Source organism: Neobacillus sp. MER 74 (assembly GCF_023714155.1).
Genome location: NZ_JAMAUV010000013.1, coordinates 41,893 through 57,231, shown reverse-complemented (window position 1 = coordinate 57,231; position 15,339 = coordinate 41,893). Strand labels below are relative to the sequence as shown.

Here is a 15,339-nt window from a genome sequence, read left to right as displayed (position 1 = left end):
AAACCAAAGAAAAAGGTCATCATCCAGGTGATGATGACCAATCACATCAAATTATCTAAACATCCTGTTTACGAAATTTGAAAAGTCGTCCCAAAGGTCGTTTCTGTTTGTTCCAGTCCGAATATCATTCGAATAGTTCGTCATTTGACCGAAAGTATCGGTATCGTAAGAAATGTAAACATTGTCGATACTGCGGTCAGCTGCACGAACTTGGTTTATGATTTTTTGATCTAGTGTATTGATTCCGCGTGCATTTGTTCTTGTTCCTCTGGTTCCAGTAATATTAGCGTTGTTGATATTACCTGTTGTAGCATGCAAATTGGCAGAGCCATTGGTACCTGTCGTACCTGAATTATAGCCATTTCCATAAGTGGCATTCATATTTGGACCAGTCCCCGTTGTGCCGCCACGTGCACGAGTCCCATTTTGAGTCCCCTTTAATCGAACAGCTACATATGCATCATTGTTGCGAATGATCACATTTGCTTGATCAACTTCCTTTAAGCTCTCCACGTTTCGAGTCGCACGGGCCGAAACACGTAAATTTTGGTTAGCGACATTCCTTACATTCACACCATTAATAGCATTGTTTCTAACATTATTGAAACCTAAATCGTTGGTATTATTATTGGCCGCATTATCATTGTCATTTGCACAGCCTGTTAAACCCAATAGGGTCGTTGCTAAAACAAAAGTCATCCAGCTTTTTCTCACCACAAAAGTCACTCCCTTAAAAAAGTCTTACAAACTTATCGTGACCTGTTTAAGTGAATGTATTCGAGGGGAAATGCAGGGAAATTTTGAGTGGAAACAGATCAAATGACTGTTTCCCCAAGTAGCAGTACTTTTAATTGTTCCTGGGGAAGCTGCTGTTTTTCCCATTCACGGTGCAGACGCTCTAAGGCTTCTGGTCCAGTGTCATCAGCTAACCGATACGTACCATAATGCATGGGAACGAAGGATTTTGCTTTTAATTCAATGAAGGCCTTCACACTATCTTCTGGTGAGATATGTGCAGGGGCCATGAACCATTCTGGCTCAAAAGCACCTATAGGCATAAACACTGTATCAATAGAAGTAAAACGCTCCCCTATTTGTTTAAATCCACTAAAATATCCTGTATCCCCGACAAAGTAGAGCGTTTCTTGGGGGGATTGAACTATCCAGCCTCCCCAATGAGAGGTATTCATATCAGTAAGAGATCTTCTTGTCCAATGTTGCGCAGGAACAAAATGGAACGTTATCCCGCCATATTCTAAATTTTCCCACCAATTCAATTCCGTCACATCCGAATAGCCTTTTTTGTTGAAAAGAGACGTAAGACCAGCGGGGACCAAGTATTGGGGATTTCCTTTTAATTTTTTCAAGGTAGGGAAATCCAAATGGTCATAATGGCCATGAGAAATAACGACCACATCAATTTCTGGGAGATCTGCTAACGAGATGCCAGGTTCGGTTAATCTTTTTTCTAACCCCATCCTTTTTGCCCAAACAGGATCGGTAAGAATATTGATTCCATTTAGTTGGATCAAAAAAGTGGAGTGGCCCACCCATGTATAAGATGTCCTAGTTTTATTTTCCTTTATTTCACGTACCATTTTTAAAGGATATTGTTCAATGTTAATTGTTAAATCTTTCACTTTCTTTTTCCGTTCTCTTTGCCATTTCCGCAGCTCTTTAAACGATTTGTAACTAGTCACATTATCCAAATTCGAATAGATCTTCATGATTCGTCTCCTTGATTTTCCACCTTTTATGTTTAGTACAGAATATCATGATTCACGGTAAACAACCTAAGAAAACAGTCAGCACCAAACCAGAATCATTTTACAGCGCCAAGTAAATAATACCTTTAAATGTCTCTTGGTGATGAAGGAAATGATTAGAATATAGGGCGAAAGTAGGGATTGAAAGGCAAAAAAAGAAAAGCACCCATTAGAGTGCTTTCCATCATATCTTTACTTACTGAATAAACCTTTTACGCCCTTGTAAATTAAGACGAGTGAGAAGACAAGAACGGTCAGTATGCCAATGATATCAGTAACCGGGGAAATGCTTTCAAGAAATGAATCGGCTAAAGGAACTCTAATAAGTGCAAAACCAGACAAAATCGAAACAAAAAATAATAAAATTCGATTATCCATTGGTTCACCCTCCTTCCTATGCGATTGATAAAATATATGTCAATCTCGTTACAAATATGTCAATTATGTGAAAGAATAAAATATAAAATTTGTATTTACAATTATATTTATGCCGAAAAGGTTAACATTAAAAGAAAACAGTATTTTAAATCTGTAGAATTCTTTGATGGAGTTGAAAATCAATGGAGCACCATAACCCCAAGATAACATCGGCTGAAATTTCAATGTTATGGAGTACATATGTTGGTGATTCAATGGCGATTTGTATTTTAAGTCATTTTTTACAAACGACCGAAGATCAGGATATTAACCCTATTATTGAATTCGCTCTAGAATCTGCTCATGACCATCTCCATCTAATATCAGAGTTATTTACAAAAGAAGGTATTCCTCTACCAAATGGATTTGGAAAACAGGATGTGAATTTACAAGCAAAAAAACTATTTTCTGATGTAACGTATATGCGTTACTTGCACCATATGGGAAGGACGGGATTGAATACATATAGCTTAGCTAAATCCATTTCCTCTAGAGAAGATGTGCGTTACTTATTCAAAAGATTTTATGACCAAACGGAAACCCTTTATGACAGAAATACAAAAATGATGCAGGAAAAAGGGGTATTTATTCGGTCTCCATATATTTCCTATCCAGAAAAGGTAGAATATATTACGGATAAATCTTTTCTTGGAGGTTTACTCGGGCACCGGCGTCCACTGCTTGCCATGGAAATTGCCCATTGCGGGGTAAACATTGAGGTATCAAACGTAGCTAAAACGATGCTTTTAGGATTTAGCCAAGTAGCTCAGTCGAAAAAAATTAGCGACTATTTTAAAGAAGGGTATGATTTAGGTAAGAAAATGGTGGAAGATTTTATGATAAAATTAAAAGAGGATGACAATTCCTATCCTTCCACATGGGATTCAACGATTACAGCAAGCACGGAAGCTCCTTTTTCAGATAAACTAATGCTATTTCATACCAATACGCAGAGTGCGATTGGAATTGGGGACTTCGGACTTGCCATAGCCGCCTCACTTCGTAAGGATTTAGCCCTATTGTATGAGAAATACCTTTTGAAGGTTGGAGCTTATGCGGAGGATGGGGCAAAAATTATGATTGATCATGGTTGGTTTGAAAAACCGCCTCAATCGATAGATAGAGAAGCTATCAGAAACCAAAATAAATAATCACAAAAACAATGTGAATGGAGGGTTATTTTAGCTTTAGCTAAAATAACCCTTCTTTTTTATGCGGCTGTTGTTATTTTCTTAAGGTTGAAAAAACCCAACATATTGACAGATTAACGAAAAATATGATATTAAATATATGGAATTAGCACTCGGTAAGTTAGAGTGCTAATAGTTCTGATTTACTGCCTAAATCAGAGATTACATAATCGCATTTTAAAGTGGAAAGGGGATTTTTCTATGTCGAAGAAACAATTTCAAGCAGAATCGAAACGATTACTAGAAATGATGATTAACTCCATCTATACACACAAAGAGGTATTTTTAAGAGAGTTACTATCCAATGCAAGTGATGCGATTGATAAAATCTATTACAAAGCTTTAACTGACGATTCTTTACGATTTGACAAAGACAACTATTTCATTAAATTGATTCCGGACCAAGAGAACCGAACATTGAAGATTCTAGACACTGGGATTGGAATGTCAAAGGAAGACTTGGAAACGAACCTTGGAACAATTGCCAAAAGTGGCTCCCTAGCCTTTAAAAAGGAAAATGAAATTAAAGATGGCTATGACATAATTGGTCAATTCGGGGTGGGTTTTTATGCTGCATTCATGGTAGCTGATGTTGTTACCGTTATTAGTAAGGCATTAGGCAGTGATGAGGCATATAAATGGGAATCCACAGGTGCTGATGGTTATACAATAGAGCCGGTTGAAAAAGATTCTGTCGGTACAGAAATTATTTTAAAGATTAAAGAAAATACCGAAGATGAAAACTATGATGAGTATCTACAGGAATATCGCTTAAAATCAATCATTAAGAAATACTCTGATTTCATTCGTTATCCGATTAAAATGGATGTTACCAGCAGAAAACTTAAGGATGGCAGTGAGTCCGAATACGAGGAATATCATGAAGAACAAATCATCAATAGTATGGTTCCAATTTGGAAAAAGAATAAAAGTGAGTTAACTGATGAGGATTACGAGAACTTCTATGCGGAAAAACGCTATGGTTTTGATAAACCGATCAAACATATCCATATCAGCGTAGAAGGGTCCATCCGGTACAATGCTATTCTTTACATCCCTGAAAAAACGCCTTTCGACTTCTATTCGAAAGAGTTTGAAAAGGGCCTAGAACTCTATTCAAATGGCGTTCTGATCATGGATAAATGCGCAGACCTGCTGCCTGACCATTTTAGTTTTGTCAAAGGGATGGTGGACTCCGAGGATTTATCGCTTAACATTTCAAGGGAAATGCTCCAGCATGACCGCCAGTTGAAGCTGATTGCGAAAAATATTAATAAGAATATCAAGAGCGAATTACTAAGCCTGCAAAGAAAAGAAAGAGAAAAATACGAAGAATTTTATCAATCGTTCGGTCGTCAATTAAAGTATGGAGTCTATAGCGACTTTGGTGCCAATAAAGAATTATTACAAGACTTGATCATGTTCTACTCATCTAAAGAGAAGAAACTCGTTACGCTGGATGAATATGTGTCAAGAATGCCTGAAGATCAAAAGTACATTTATTATGCTTCCGGTGAATCAATTGATCGAATTGAGAAATTACCACAGGCTGAATTCGTGTCAGAAAAGGGCTACGAAATCCTTTACTTTACTGAGGATATCGATGAATTTGCCATCAAAATGTTAATGAACTACAAAGAGAAAGAATTCAAATCAATCTCTAGTGGTGACCTAGGAATCGAAGGGGAAGATACCAAAGATGATTCCGAATCCAAAGAGCAAGAAAGCAAAGAACTCTTTGATTATATGAAAAACATTTTAGCGGATAAAGTGAAGGATGTAAGAATCTCCAAAAGACTGAAGTCCCACCCAGTCTGCCTGGCAACAGAAGGAGACATTTCAATTGAAATGGAAAAAATTCTTGCAGCTATGCCTGATAATCAAAATATCAAAGCCGACAAAGTATTAGAAATCAATAAAAACCATGAAGTCTTCCAATCCTTAAAAGAGGCTTTCGAAAATGATAAAGGTAAATTGGACTTGTACACCAAGTTATTATACAATCAAGCCCTATTGATCGAAGGACTACCAATCAGTGACCCAGTAGAATTTACAAATGATATATGTAAAATAATGGTGTAAACCATTGATACTCTTATATGCCGTCCTCACAATAAAGTGAGGGCGGTTTTTTGTACCACTGCTGATACAGTTCAAACAAACTTTATTCCAATAACAATAATAATCATCCCGTTACAGAAATTACCTTCATAGTGAATGGGTACTTGGACAACCTTATTATTGAAAGAAGAAAGGAGTCCAAAAAAATGCCTGTAACAAAAATGGAAGAAAAGAATTCTTGGCAAGAAGTGCTAAAGGTAGTAAAAGCACTTGATCCGAAAAAACTTGAGGTTATTAAGGCAACTTTACCTGTAGTTAAAGAGCATGGTGAGGCTATTACCAAGCAATTTTACAAGCGAATGTTTAAAGAGCATCCGGAACTTCTAAACATTTTTAATCAAACACACCAGATTACGGGGCATCAGCCGAAAGCATTGGCAGATGCCGTTTATGGAGCTGCCGCAAATATTGAAGATTTTAGTCAGATCATGCCAGTTCTAGAGCGTATTGGGGAGAAACACCGGAGCTTACAAATAAAGCCTGAGCATTACCCCATCGTGGGGGAAAATCTTCTGGGAGCTATTAAGGAAGTATTGGGCGATGCAGCTACCAATGAAATCATGGACGCATGGGCAGATGCCTATGGTGTAATCTCCGATGTGTTTATCCGAATGGAAAATAAAATGTATCAAACCACAGAGTCGATGCCGGGAGGTTGGGCAGGATTCAGGGATTTCACGGTCGAGAAAAAAGTGAAGGAGAGCGATGTGATTACGTCCTTTTATTTAAAGCCAAAGGATGGAAAACAAATTTCTACCTTTATCCCAGGGCAATACATAACGGTGAAAATGGAGAGTCCAGATGAAAAATATACCCATCTTAGGCAGTATAGTTTGTCTGATAGTCCCGGTTTAGACTATTATCGTATCAGTGTAAAGCGGGAGGATTCGAAAGGGGACATACCGGCCGGAGTGGTATCATCCTATCTTCATGATCATGTCAAAGAGGGGGATATTATCCCGATTACTGCGCCTGCAGGTGACTTTTATTTAGATATAGAATCAAAACGTCCATTAATATTAATTAGTGGAGGGGTCGGGCTTACCCCAATGATGTGTATGTTAAATACAACAGTGAAAGAAAAACCAGATCGTGATATTTATTTTATCCATGCCGCGATAAATAGTCATTTTCATGCATTTAAAACACATGTAAACGATTTGGCAGCAGAGCATAAGAACGTAAAATCATTTGTTATTTATGAAAAGCCATCAGAAGAAGATCGGGAAATGAAAAGATTTGATAAGGAGGGGTATATAACTCTTGATTGGATTCAACAAGTGGTGCCTTCCAAGGATGCTGATTTTTATTTTTGTGGACCAGAGCCTTTCATGAAAGTGGTCAATAAATCATTAAAACAATGGGGGATACCAGACGAACAAATTCATTATGAATTCTTTGGTTCGTTCGGAAGTTTAGACGCTGACATTTAAGACAAAAAAACACCATTTACGACTCTCTTCTGAATTAAGAAGGGAGTTTTTGAATTGGACAAAAAAGGCGGGATATTAGTAAGTAATAATGTACTAATTTCAAAAAAATATTTGTTTTTTTATCGATTTGATATATAATTCATTACTATAATAGGAGTTGATCAAAGATCATGTCTGAAATTAGTAAAGAATATATCGAGTTAATTCCGAATGTATTTAACAGTTTTCAGCGAATAAATCAAAAAGCTAGTAACCTGTCGCATTTACAGAACCAAATCCTAGAATTCGTATTTATGAATCAACGTGCCCTGACAATCAAACAAATAAGCGATGGACTGAATATACCTAAACAGCAAATGACCGACTTAGTTAAGCGTTTATTTGAGCAAGGATTTATTACGAAAAGTCAAAATAAAGATGATAAAAGGTCGTTTGTTATCGAGCTAACGGAAAAAGGAAAAGCCTCACAGCAAGAAAAATGGACGAAAATTCACCAAAATTTTATGAATGATTTGTCGAAGCTAACGAGTGAAGAGCAGCTGGATCTTCAATATGCTTTGCATAAAGTTAATTATCTGCTTAAAATAATGGAGGAAAGATAGTATGAAATTAGATTTACAATCCGTTCAAGGCACGATGCTAATACCCCTTTGGGGACGCGCAACAGCAAGTGAGAAGAATCCAGAAATTTTATATGACAAAGAAGCAATAGAGATCATTGCAGGCTGCCACTTTGATTTTACCGAAATCGCCAAAACTTTTGGTGAATACGGCGGGATTAGCTATCTCGTTCGTGCACGGAAAATGGAAGATACCATACGCAAATTTATCAATAAGCACCCTCGGGCGACCATTGTTAACATTGGTTCTGGACTTGATACAACCTTTTCAAGAGTAGATAATGGGACAATAAACTGGTACAACCTTGACTTACCTGATGCCATCGCTTTCCGCCAATCTCTTATCCCGGATACACCTCGGAACTCCAGTATCGCCAAATCATTTTTTGATGTGTCATGGTTTGATGATGTAATCTTTAATAAGGAAGACGGTATACTTTTTATATCTGCAGGGGTTTTCTATTATTTTCAGGAAAGTCAATTAAAAGAAATCTTTCAGAAAATGTCGCTCTTTTTTCCAGGCGGCGAAATGTACTTTGATGCAGAGTCAAAAATGATGCTAAATATCTCTAATCGAACCGTGGAAAAAACAGGGAATAAAGGTGCGAAGATGTATTTTTATGTAAATAATCCTAAGGCGCTTGAAGGCTGGTCGCCAAACATAAAGTTACTTTCCTCTGTATCGTACTTCAAAGGAATCCCTGCAAGGAAAGAGTGGGAAAGTGGAACGCGTGTAATGGTAAGGTTGATTGATTTATTTAAACTGTTGAAGTTTATCCACTTGGGTTTCGAAAAGGAAAATTAGTTAGTTGTGACAACAAGAAAGGCTGATTAGATGTTATTTGATTTAGATCCATCGTTATTATTTATTTTAGTTGTTTTTGGCTTTTTAGCTGCATTTATTGACTCTGTGGTTGGCGGCGGGGGGCTGATTGCCTTGCCGGCCTTGTTATTTACCGGTTTGACACCAGCGGCTGCCGTGGCAACCAATAAACTTGCTGGAACAATTGGTTCCTTAACAAGTACAGTGATGTTTTATCGGTCAGGAGAGCTTAATTTAAAATCGGTCTACAAATTGTTTCCACTAACATTTATTGGTTCGATGATTGGTGCGTGGACGGTTCATTTAATGAATCCCGAGTTGTTAAAGCCATTGATGCTAATCATGCTCGCAGTGGTAGCAATTTATACGATTTTTAAAAAAGATTGGGGCAGTATTTCGACGGACAAAAAATTCGCCATCCACCATCAAATCATGTTTATGTTGGCCATCTTTGCCATCGGATTCTATGATGGCTTTATTGGTCCTGGAACAGGTTCATTTTTAATCTTTGCCTTTTTAATGATGGGCTTTAATTTTTTAAAGGCGGCTGGAAATGCCAAGTTTTTAAACTTTGGAAGTAATATTTCTGCATTGTTGATGTTCATTTATTTAGGACAAGTTAATTATGCCTACGGGATACCAATGGGTCTGGCACAAGTAGCTGGAGCTATTGTAGGTTCGAAATTTGCAATCAAACGCGGCAGCGGCTATGTCCGTGCCCTTTTTATCGTTGTTACCTTTTTATTGTTAGCAAAAAATACCTATGATTATTTTCAATAGCAGGGAATAAACACAGTTAGAATTGATTACTAGGAAATGAATTTAAGTGACGGATGTAAGAATTAAAGAACTAGCCGCCGTTTTGGCCGCTGGTTCTTTTTGTGCTGTTGTAGGGATATAAAATATTATCTTAGAATATGACTGAGAATAAAGGAAAAACTAGTAGGAAAAGTAGGTTTAGGGAGTCTTCATGAAAACAATTAAGCCGATTAAATTAAACACATATAAAACCTATATAAATGAAAATTTAACGTCAGCAGAAATGGGTAAACTTTGGGCTACCTATATGGGAAACAGCATGGGAAAGTGCATTTTAAGTTATTATCTTCAACATGTTGAGGATAGTGATATTAAGACTTTGTTAGAAAATGCCTTAAAATTAAGCGTAGAATTTATGAAAATCACTGAAGGGATTTTTCAAAAGGAGAATTTCCCTATACCAAAGGGATTTTCAGAAGAGGACGTAAACCTAGGGGCTCCACGGTTATTTCAAGATGAATTCTATGTTCACTATCTTAAATATGCGTCAAAAGCAGGAATGAGTATTTATAACGTCGCCATCCCTCTTGTTTATCAAAAGGATGTAAGTGAATTTTTCAGGTATTGTATGGATTGCACTATGGATTTAATGAACCAAATCAAAGAAATATTAATGAATAAAGGTCTAATAATTAAGCCGCCTTTAATTCCAATTCCAGATAAAGTGGAATTTGTTCATCAGGATTTTTTAAATGGTTTCTTTGGACATGTAAGACCTTTGCACCCATTAGAAATCGCACACTTTTACGATAATATTGAAAATAATGTAACGAGTAAGGCATTAATTATGGCTTTTGCCCTAGTGGCAAAGGATGAAAAGATTCGGAAATTATTTGAAAAAGGAAGAGATCTTACAACAACAAATATTCAAAACTATATGCAAAAACTACATGATGAAAATTTGCCTGCACCATCTTTTCTTGATGATTTAGTGACAACATCTACTTTTTCTCCCTTTTCCGATAAGATAATGCTATTTCATAAAATGGATATGTTTTCAATGAAAATAAGGGGATTTGGAAATTCGATAGCTGTAAATGGTAGACACGATGTTGGGCTCGTTTATACTAAATCGTTTACGAAAATTGCTTCTTTTGTTGAAAGTGCAGCAAAAATCTATATTGAGAAGGGGTGGATGGAACAAGCACCACATGCACCAGAAAGAGAAAAATTAGCTACCAATTAGTCGAGTGTAATGTAATTCAAAATCAAAATATACCAAAAAAAGCCCGAAATCAAATGAATTCGGGCTTCCTTTATTGTTATTCCATCAGACTCTTTCTTTTTTCTGTCATATACGGCTTGATCGACTTCCAGCATGCTTAAAAAAAAGGGGACCGTTATTTTCGCTAACAAATGTGGAGCCTAAAAGCGGAACTTAATTATTGTTATGAGGCGGATTTTTTCTTGTACCAGGTATAAAAAGTTCCTGCGTCTTCCTTCGAAACTCCATATAGTTCAGTATCATGTGTTGGTTTAGCCTTATTGGTGAATTGGAGGGTTGCTACACCAAAGCGACGCTGCAGCCATGTATGTTTTACCGTAATCTGTTGAATCCGTTCACGATGGGTAACAAAGGTTTCATTTGTTAAACCGCCTTTTCTGACTTGGATGGTATTTCCTTCACGCAGATAACTAGTAAACCAGTAGTCTAGGATCCGAAGTAAAACTGAAATGACAAAGACAATAGAAGCGATCCAAAGCCACTCCGGTTTAAAAATCCATAGCCCATTAATCGCCAGAATCGTTAAATAATAGGGATGGAGGAGTTTAAGCCAGAGGACTTTCAGCGGGAAACGCTCCATATGTTCTTCAATCCGATATTCAGGCAGGATTGTGTGTAAAACCCGATAGGCTTCCTGCTTAGGCATAAAAGGATATAATGAACTGGTTTCTTCCTTTTCTTCTTCTTCGAAGCCCCCTGCACTGATAAGTTTGATAGCAGCGAGTCCGAGTATCCGCTTCAGAATGGATTGTTCAACGACTATGGCTTGTACTCTATGTTTCGGGATGGAAAAGCTGACAAAACGGCCAACGCCTTTTTCAATATAAATCCGCTCATCATCGTCACTAATGACAAAATTCCCATACTTCCACATGGTTTTGAAAAAGCCTAACACAGCGGATAATCCAAGGGCAAGGACAAAAAGAATTATCATTACCCACCAATGGATCAGTAAGTAATCAAGCGCATTCTTCGCAGTTTTCTCGATGTGTAAATAATCCGCTAGATTGGTATAAATCGCACCTAATAAAGGGAAAATAGCCAAGAAACTGAGTGAAGTGAAAGATGCCTTTACGATATCCTTTTTGGTGGAGCGGAAGTGAACCTTACCCAGTTCGGTTTGAACGACTACTCCTTCATCTCTCGCCTCAATCGAATCTTGTTTTTGCTGCAAATGGATGATAATTCGTTCTTTTTCTTCGTTTGTAATCATGGGAAACTCAGCAGAGGCATTTTCACCACTTGTACCGGTTTCAAGAGTTAGGGAAGTAAGACCAAACCATTGATGTACAAAAGTGGTACTCGAAGTTTGGTTATGGACCCGGTCTAAAGCAAATGTACGCTTTTCTTTAACAAATACCCCTTCATATAGAACAATGGAATCCCGGTCAATTTCATAGCGGTGAAAAAACCATCTCAATAGAATCGAAACCAATCCCCATAATGTAATAATGAGAAAGAGATAACGGCCCCAAATGACCCAATTTGAAGTGGAGGAAGCTTTAAGCACAAATAAAAAGAGAAAGAACCAAATCGAACTTTTGACTAACTTTACCGTTTCAACAACGATAATGGCGGGGTGATACCTTTTTGCCGTTTGGTTCATGCTCTTTCTCCTCCTCCTACCTGTGAATCCTGGATTTTTGCATAAATAGCAATTTCTGCTTGTAGTCTTTTTGCTTGTTCCGAAGCAATGGCAGGTATGACATGACTAGAAGTAGTGGTGCCAATTTCTATTTTGTATAGTTGATAATGCCGCATGATGGGTCCTTGTTCAGTGCGAACGTATTCAACTTTTTCCATCGGGATTAACGTGTGTTGTGTTTGCCATTTCCCATGTTTCAATTGAATAAATTGGGGGTCAATTTTATACCGCCACGTCTTCTGCAGAAAGACTGGTTCAATCAGTATGGAATAGATCGCGGATAAGATGGTTATTCCACCAATTATATAAAGAACGACACCAATCCATCCATACCAGTTCAATATCTCCGTGCAAACAATTAAAACCCCAATAATAAGAAAGACGATTCCATGCCCAACAGAATTTGATATTCTCCACATTTTTACCGCATCAGCCGAAATAGTTTCTGTGGGTTCCTCTATTTGTATGTACATATATTTCACCTCAAATATCGTATACGTTTCATTCTATCAAGAAGTTTCACTAGATACAGAATCGTTATATTTTAATTTTTTATTTGACGCCAATATTCCTCTTGTTTTTAGCTTTTTTCATATTATGCTACGATGGAAAGGAAGAGAAAAATTCAATTATTATATGGAGGCACAATCATGTATAGCTTTAAGAACGATTATAGCGAAGGCGCACATCCTAGAATTTTAAATGCATTAATAGAATCCAACCTCGTTCAAGATGATGGATATGGAGAAGATCAATTTTCTCGACAAGCGGTTGAACTGCTAAAAGAGAGAATGGGAGAGCCGGACGTTGATGTTCATCTCTTATCAGGCGGCACACAAACCAACTTGATTGCGATTTCAGCTTTCTTAAGACCGCATGAAGCGGCCATGGCAGCTAGTACCGGCCATATTCTTGGCCATGAAACAGGGGCAATCGAAGCGACGGGCCATAAAATCCTCTCGATTGAAGCGGAAAACGGTAAATTAACTCCATCAGATGTACAAGTGGTACTTGATGGTCATCCTGATGAGCATATGGTCAAGCCAAAATTAGTATACATATCAAATTCAACTGAAATAGGTTCCATATATACCCGAAATGAACTGGAGCAGTTAAGTGATTTTTGCAAAAAGAACCATCTTATATTGTATATGGATGGGGCACGACTTGGCTCTGCTCTCTGCTCGGAAGAGAATGATCTCCAGTTAAGCGATCTCCCTAGACTGGTCGATGCATTCTATATCGGAGGAACAAAGAACGGGGCACTTCTTGGTGAGGCTCTAGTCATCTGCCGTGAGTCATTAAAGGAAGATTTTCGGTACCACATGAAGCAGAAAGGGGCGCTGCTAGCAAAAGGGAGACTATTGGGCATTCAATTTCTTGAACTGTTCCGGGACAATTTGTTCTTTGAATTAGCCACTCATGCAAATAAGATGGCAGCAACACTTAGAGAAGGAATCAGCAAAGCAAATATTCCATTTCTAACCCATTCTCCATCGAATCAAATCTTTCCGATATTACCTAATGAGTTGATTACAGAATTAGAGAAAAACTATGGGTTTCATTTCTGGGAAAAGGTGGATGAGGAACACGCGGCCATTCGCCTTGTGACATCTTGGGCAACTAAAGATGAGGGGGTAGCAGCCTTTCTTGAGGATTTAAAGGGAATTATTGAGAAGATCAATAGGAAATCAAAATAACAAAATTGTGAAGTCAATAAGTTTTATAAAAAAAAATAATCTTTTAAAAGGTCAATATGCTTGAATATTCTCTAAAAATTTGTTATTTTTAGAGAAATAAAAAAAGACGATGTGTAACTGGCGAAACACGGATTACCGTGAGGGAGCACATATAAGTCGTAGCCGTTCGCCTGGGCAGAGGTAAGGAAACAAATCCTTGCCTCTTTCTGTATATTAGGGGGGGGATAGGAACGGCTAGAAAGACTGTTAAATTTCTTCATTCTAATAGAAACAGATCCTTATAGAAAAAGAGATATTGAAAACTATAACAGAAGAGTAGAGGAGAATATAAAATGAGCACAACTATCCTAGACAAAAAGCAAACAATTAAAACGTTAAATAATATTGCTGAGAGCGGGCTAAAGGTCTTCAATCAGGATACATTCACGATTGATAATGACAGTGTTAATCCGGATGCTATTGTGGTTCGCAGTTTTAATATGCATGCCCTTGAATTGGGCAATGAATTAAAGGCCATTGCACGTGCCGGAGCGGGAGTCAATAATATTCCAGTCGATAAATGTACAGAGCAAGGGATTGTTGTGTTTAATACTCCTGGTGCAAATGCGAATGCGGTAAAAGAAATCGTTCTTACTTCATTAATGGCTTCATCACGTAACCTGTTTGACGGTATCGAGTGGACAAAGAATTTAGCAGGGGAAGGCGAACAAATTCCGAAACTTGTCGAAGCTGGTAAGAAGCAATTTGTTGGAAAAGAAATTAAAGGAAAAACACTAGGTGTGATTGGATTAGGTGCGATCGGTGCACTGGTTGCAAATGATGCTCTTGATTTAGACATGGATGTCATTGGCTTTGACCCGTTTATTTCTGTTGATACAGCTTGGAATTTGTCCCGTAATGTTCAGCGTGCAATGACCATTGAACAACTCTTTGCTAATTCTGATTATATCACTGTGCACGTTCCATTTACTGATGATACAAGAGGGATGTTTAACGAAGCAACTTTTAGCATCATGAAGCCTGGCGTTCATATTTTAAATTTCTCTCGTGGAGAGCTAGTGAATGAAAAGGATATGGCTGCTGCCTTAGAAAGCGGTCAGGTTGGTAAGTTTATTACAGATTTCCCGAATGAAAATGTATTGGGAATGAAAAATGTTATTCCGATTCCACATCTTGGTGCTTCTACCCAAGAATCAGAAGAAAACTGTGCCGTCATGGCGGCACGTCAAGTGAAGGATTTTCTAGAAACAGGAAATATCAAAAACTCTGTGAATTTTCCAAACGCATCACTTGATTATACAGGAAAGCGCCGTGTGGCAGCATTCCACAAAAACGTTCCAAACATGGTAGGCCAGTTGACACTAGCAATCTCAAGTTATAATCTAAACATCGCTGACATGATTAATAGAAGCCGCGGAGATTATGCTTATACGATGATCGATATTGATAATAAAATAAATGGCGATGTCATTCCTGGTTTGTTAGAAAAAATCAATCAAATTGAAGGTATTGTCACAGCGCGTGTTATCTAAGCTTTTCTTTTGCCAAATATAGAAAATAGATAATAAAAGGGAAACACA

General features: G+C 37.6%; 14 protein-coding genes and 1 riboswitch. Of the genes, 9 read left to right on the top strand and 5 right to left on the bottom strand.

Translation table 11 applies throughout. From position 1 onward, the window contains the following. Nucleotides 1–51 precede the first annotated feature (51 nt). The 3 genes from M3610_RS28355 to M3610_RS19300 all read right to left on the bottom strand — a co-directional run bounded on the left by M3610_RS28355 (nucleotide 52) and on the right by M3610_RS19300 (nucleotide 2,144). Nucleotides 52–717, bottom strand: coding sequence for a YhcN/YlaJ family sporulation lipoprotein (locus M3610_RS28355; RefSeq protein WP_251461498.1), 666 nt, complete (start codon nucleotides 715–717; stop codon nucleotides 52–54). A gap of 98 nt (nucleotides 718–815) precedes the next feature. Then, nucleotides 816–1,730, bottom strand: a complete 915-nt coding sequence (locus M3610_RS19305) for an MBL fold metallo-hydrolase (RefSeq protein ID WP_251461605.1) — start codon at nucleotides 1,728–1,730, stop codon at nucleotides 816–818. A 228-nt stretch (nucleotides 1,731–1,958) separates the two neighbouring features. Continuing rightward, nucleotides 1,959–2,144, bottom strand: coding sequence for a hypothetical protein (locus tag M3610_RS19300; RefSeq protein WP_098575418.1), 186 nt, complete (start codon nucleotides 2,142–2,144; stop codon nucleotides 1,959–1,961). Between the two features lie 182 nt (nucleotides 2,145–2,326). Between M3610_RS19300 and M3610_RS19295 the strand changes: the two genes are divergently transcribed. From M3610_RS19295 to M3610_RS19265, 7 genes are all read left to right on the top strand, one after another. Continuing rightward, nucleotides 2,327–3,334: a DUF3231 family protein gene (locus tag M3610_RS19295; protein WP_251461497.1), complete on the top strand. Its 1,008-nt coding sequence runs from the start codon at nucleotides 2,327–2,329 to the stop codon at nucleotides 3,332–3,334. 240 nt (nucleotides 3,335–3,574) lie between these two features. Then, the gene (gene htpG, locus M3610_RS19290; RefSeq protein WP_251461496.1) at nucleotides 3,575–5,455 is read left to right on the top strand and encodes a molecular chaperone HtpG; all 1,881 of its coding nucleotides are present in this window, start codon (nucleotides 3,575–3,577) and stop codon (nucleotides 5,453–5,455) included. Between the two features lie 200 nt (nucleotides 5,456–5,655). Then, nucleotides 5,656–6,927, top strand: a complete 1,272-nt coding sequence (gene hmpA / locus M3610_RS19285) for an NO-inducible flavohemoprotein (RefSeq protein WP_251461602.1) — start codon at nucleotides 5,656–5,658, stop codon at nucleotides 6,925–6,927. A gap of 170 nt (nucleotides 6,928–7,097) precedes the next feature. Further along, nucleotides 7,098–7,529, top strand: a complete 432-nt coding sequence (locus M3610_RS19280) for a MarR family winged helix-turn-helix transcriptional regulator (protein WP_251461495.1) — start codon at nucleotides 7,098–7,100, stop codon at nucleotides 7,527–7,529. Between the two features lies 1 nt (nucleotide 7,530). Beyond that, on the top strand, nucleotides 7,531–8,352 hold the full coding sequence (locus M3610_RS19275; protein WP_251461494.1) for a class I SAM-dependent methyltransferase: 822 nt from the start codon (nucleotides 7,531–7,533) through the stop codon (nucleotides 8,350–8,352). A gap of 30 nt (nucleotides 8,353–8,382) precedes the next feature. Further along, on the top strand, nucleotides 8,383–9,150 hold the full coding sequence (locus M3610_RS19270) for a TSUP family transporter (RefSeq protein ID WP_251461492.1): 768 nt from the start codon (nucleotides 8,383–8,385) through the stop codon (nucleotides 9,148–9,150). Between the two features lie 190 nt (nucleotides 9,151–9,340). Beyond that, entirely contained in the window at nucleotides 9,341–10,375 is a 1,035-nt protein-coding gene (locus M3610_RS19265; RefSeq protein ID WP_251461490.1) for a DUF3231 family protein, read from the top strand. 202 nt (nucleotides 10,376–10,577) lie between these two features. On the opposite strand, the gene M3610_RS19260 is transcribed toward M3610_RS19265, so the two are convergent. Next, nucleotides 10,578–12,020: a PH domain-containing protein gene (locus M3610_RS19260; protein ID WP_251461488.1), complete on the bottom strand. Its 1,443-nt coding sequence runs from the start codon at nucleotides 12,018–12,020 to the stop codon at nucleotides 10,578–10,580. Then, complete coding sequence (locus M3610_RS19255) at nucleotides 12,017–12,532, bottom strand: PH domain-containing protein (RefSeq protein WP_251461486.1); 516 nt, start codon at nucleotides 12,530–12,532, stop codon at nucleotides 12,017–12,019. Before M3610_RS19255 ends, M3610_RS19260 begins: the two co-directional genes overlap by 4 nt. Before the next feature lie 177 nt (nucleotides 12,533–12,709). On the opposite strand from M3610_RS19255, the gene M3610_RS19250 reads away from it, so the two are divergent. Together M3610_RS19250 and M3610_RS19245 are read left to right on the top strand one after the other, a co-directional pair. Further along, complete coding sequence (locus M3610_RS19250) at nucleotides 12,710–13,759, top strand: threonine aldolase family protein (RefSeq protein ID WP_251461484.1); 1,050 nt, start codon at nucleotides 12,710–12,712, stop codon at nucleotides 13,757–13,759. Between the two features lie 103 nt (nucleotides 13,760–13,862). Continuing rightward, nucleotides 13,863–13,942: riboswitch (ZMP/ZTP riboswitch) on the top strand. Between the two features lie 149 nt (nucleotides 13,943–14,091). After that, nucleotides 14,092–15,291, top strand: coding sequence for a phosphoglycerate dehydrogenase (locus M3610_RS19245; RefSeq protein WP_251461482.1), 1,200 nt, complete (start codon nucleotides 14,092–14,094; stop codon nucleotides 15,289–15,291). Nucleotides 15,292–15,339: the final 48 nt, after the last annotated feature.

What these genes read in the sequence shown, in the direction of transcription:
- M3610_RS19300 (WP_098575418.1), bottom strand. Translation starts at nt 2,144, where the DNA reads ATGGATAATCGAATTTTATTATTTTTTGTTTCGATTTTGTCTGGTTTT.
- M3610_RS19295 (WP_251461497.1), top strand. Translation starts at nt 2,327, where the DNA reads ATGGAGCACCATAACCCCAAGATAACATCGGCTGAAATTTCAATGTTA.
- htpG (WP_251461496.1), top strand. Translation starts at nt 3,575, where the DNA reads ATGTCGAAGAAACAATTTCAAGCAGAATCGAAACGATTACTAGAAATG.
- hmpA (WP_251461602.1), top strand. Translation starts at nt 5,656, where the DNA reads ATGGAAGAAAAGAATTCTTGGCAAGAAGTGCTAAAGGTAGTAAAAGCA.
- M3610_RS19280 (WP_251461495.1), top strand. Translation starts at nt 7,098, where the DNA reads ATGTCTGAAATTAGTAAAGAATATATCGAGTTAATTCCGAATGTATTT.
- M3610_RS19275 (WP_251461494.1), top strand. Translation starts at nt 7,531, where the DNA reads ATGAAATTAGATTTACAATCCGTTCAAGGCACGATGCTAATACCCCTT.
- M3610_RS19270 (WP_251461492.1), top strand. Translation starts at nt 8,383, where the DNA reads ATGTTATTTGATTTAGATCCATCGTTATTATTTATTTTAGTTGTTTTT.
- M3610_RS19265 (WP_251461490.1), top strand. Translation starts at nt 9,341, where the DNA reads ATGAAAACAATTAAGCCGATTAAATTAAACACATATAAAACCTATATA.
- M3610_RS19260 (WP_251461488.1), bottom strand. Translation starts at nt 12,020, where the DNA reads ATGAACCAAACGGCAAAAAGGTATCACCCCGCCATTATCGTTGTTGAA.
- M3610_RS19255 (WP_251461486.1), bottom strand. Translation starts at nt 12,532, where the DNA reads ATGTACATACAAATAGAGGAACCCACAGAAACTATTTCGGCTGATGCG.
- M3610_RS19250 (WP_251461484.1), top strand. Translation starts at nt 12,710, where the DNA reads ATGTATAGCTTTAAGAACGATTATAGCGAAGGCGCACATCCTAGAATT.
- M3610_RS19245 (WP_251461482.1), top strand. Translation starts at nt 14,092, where the DNA reads ATGAGCACAACTATCCTAGACAAAAAGCAAACAATTAAAACGTTAAAT.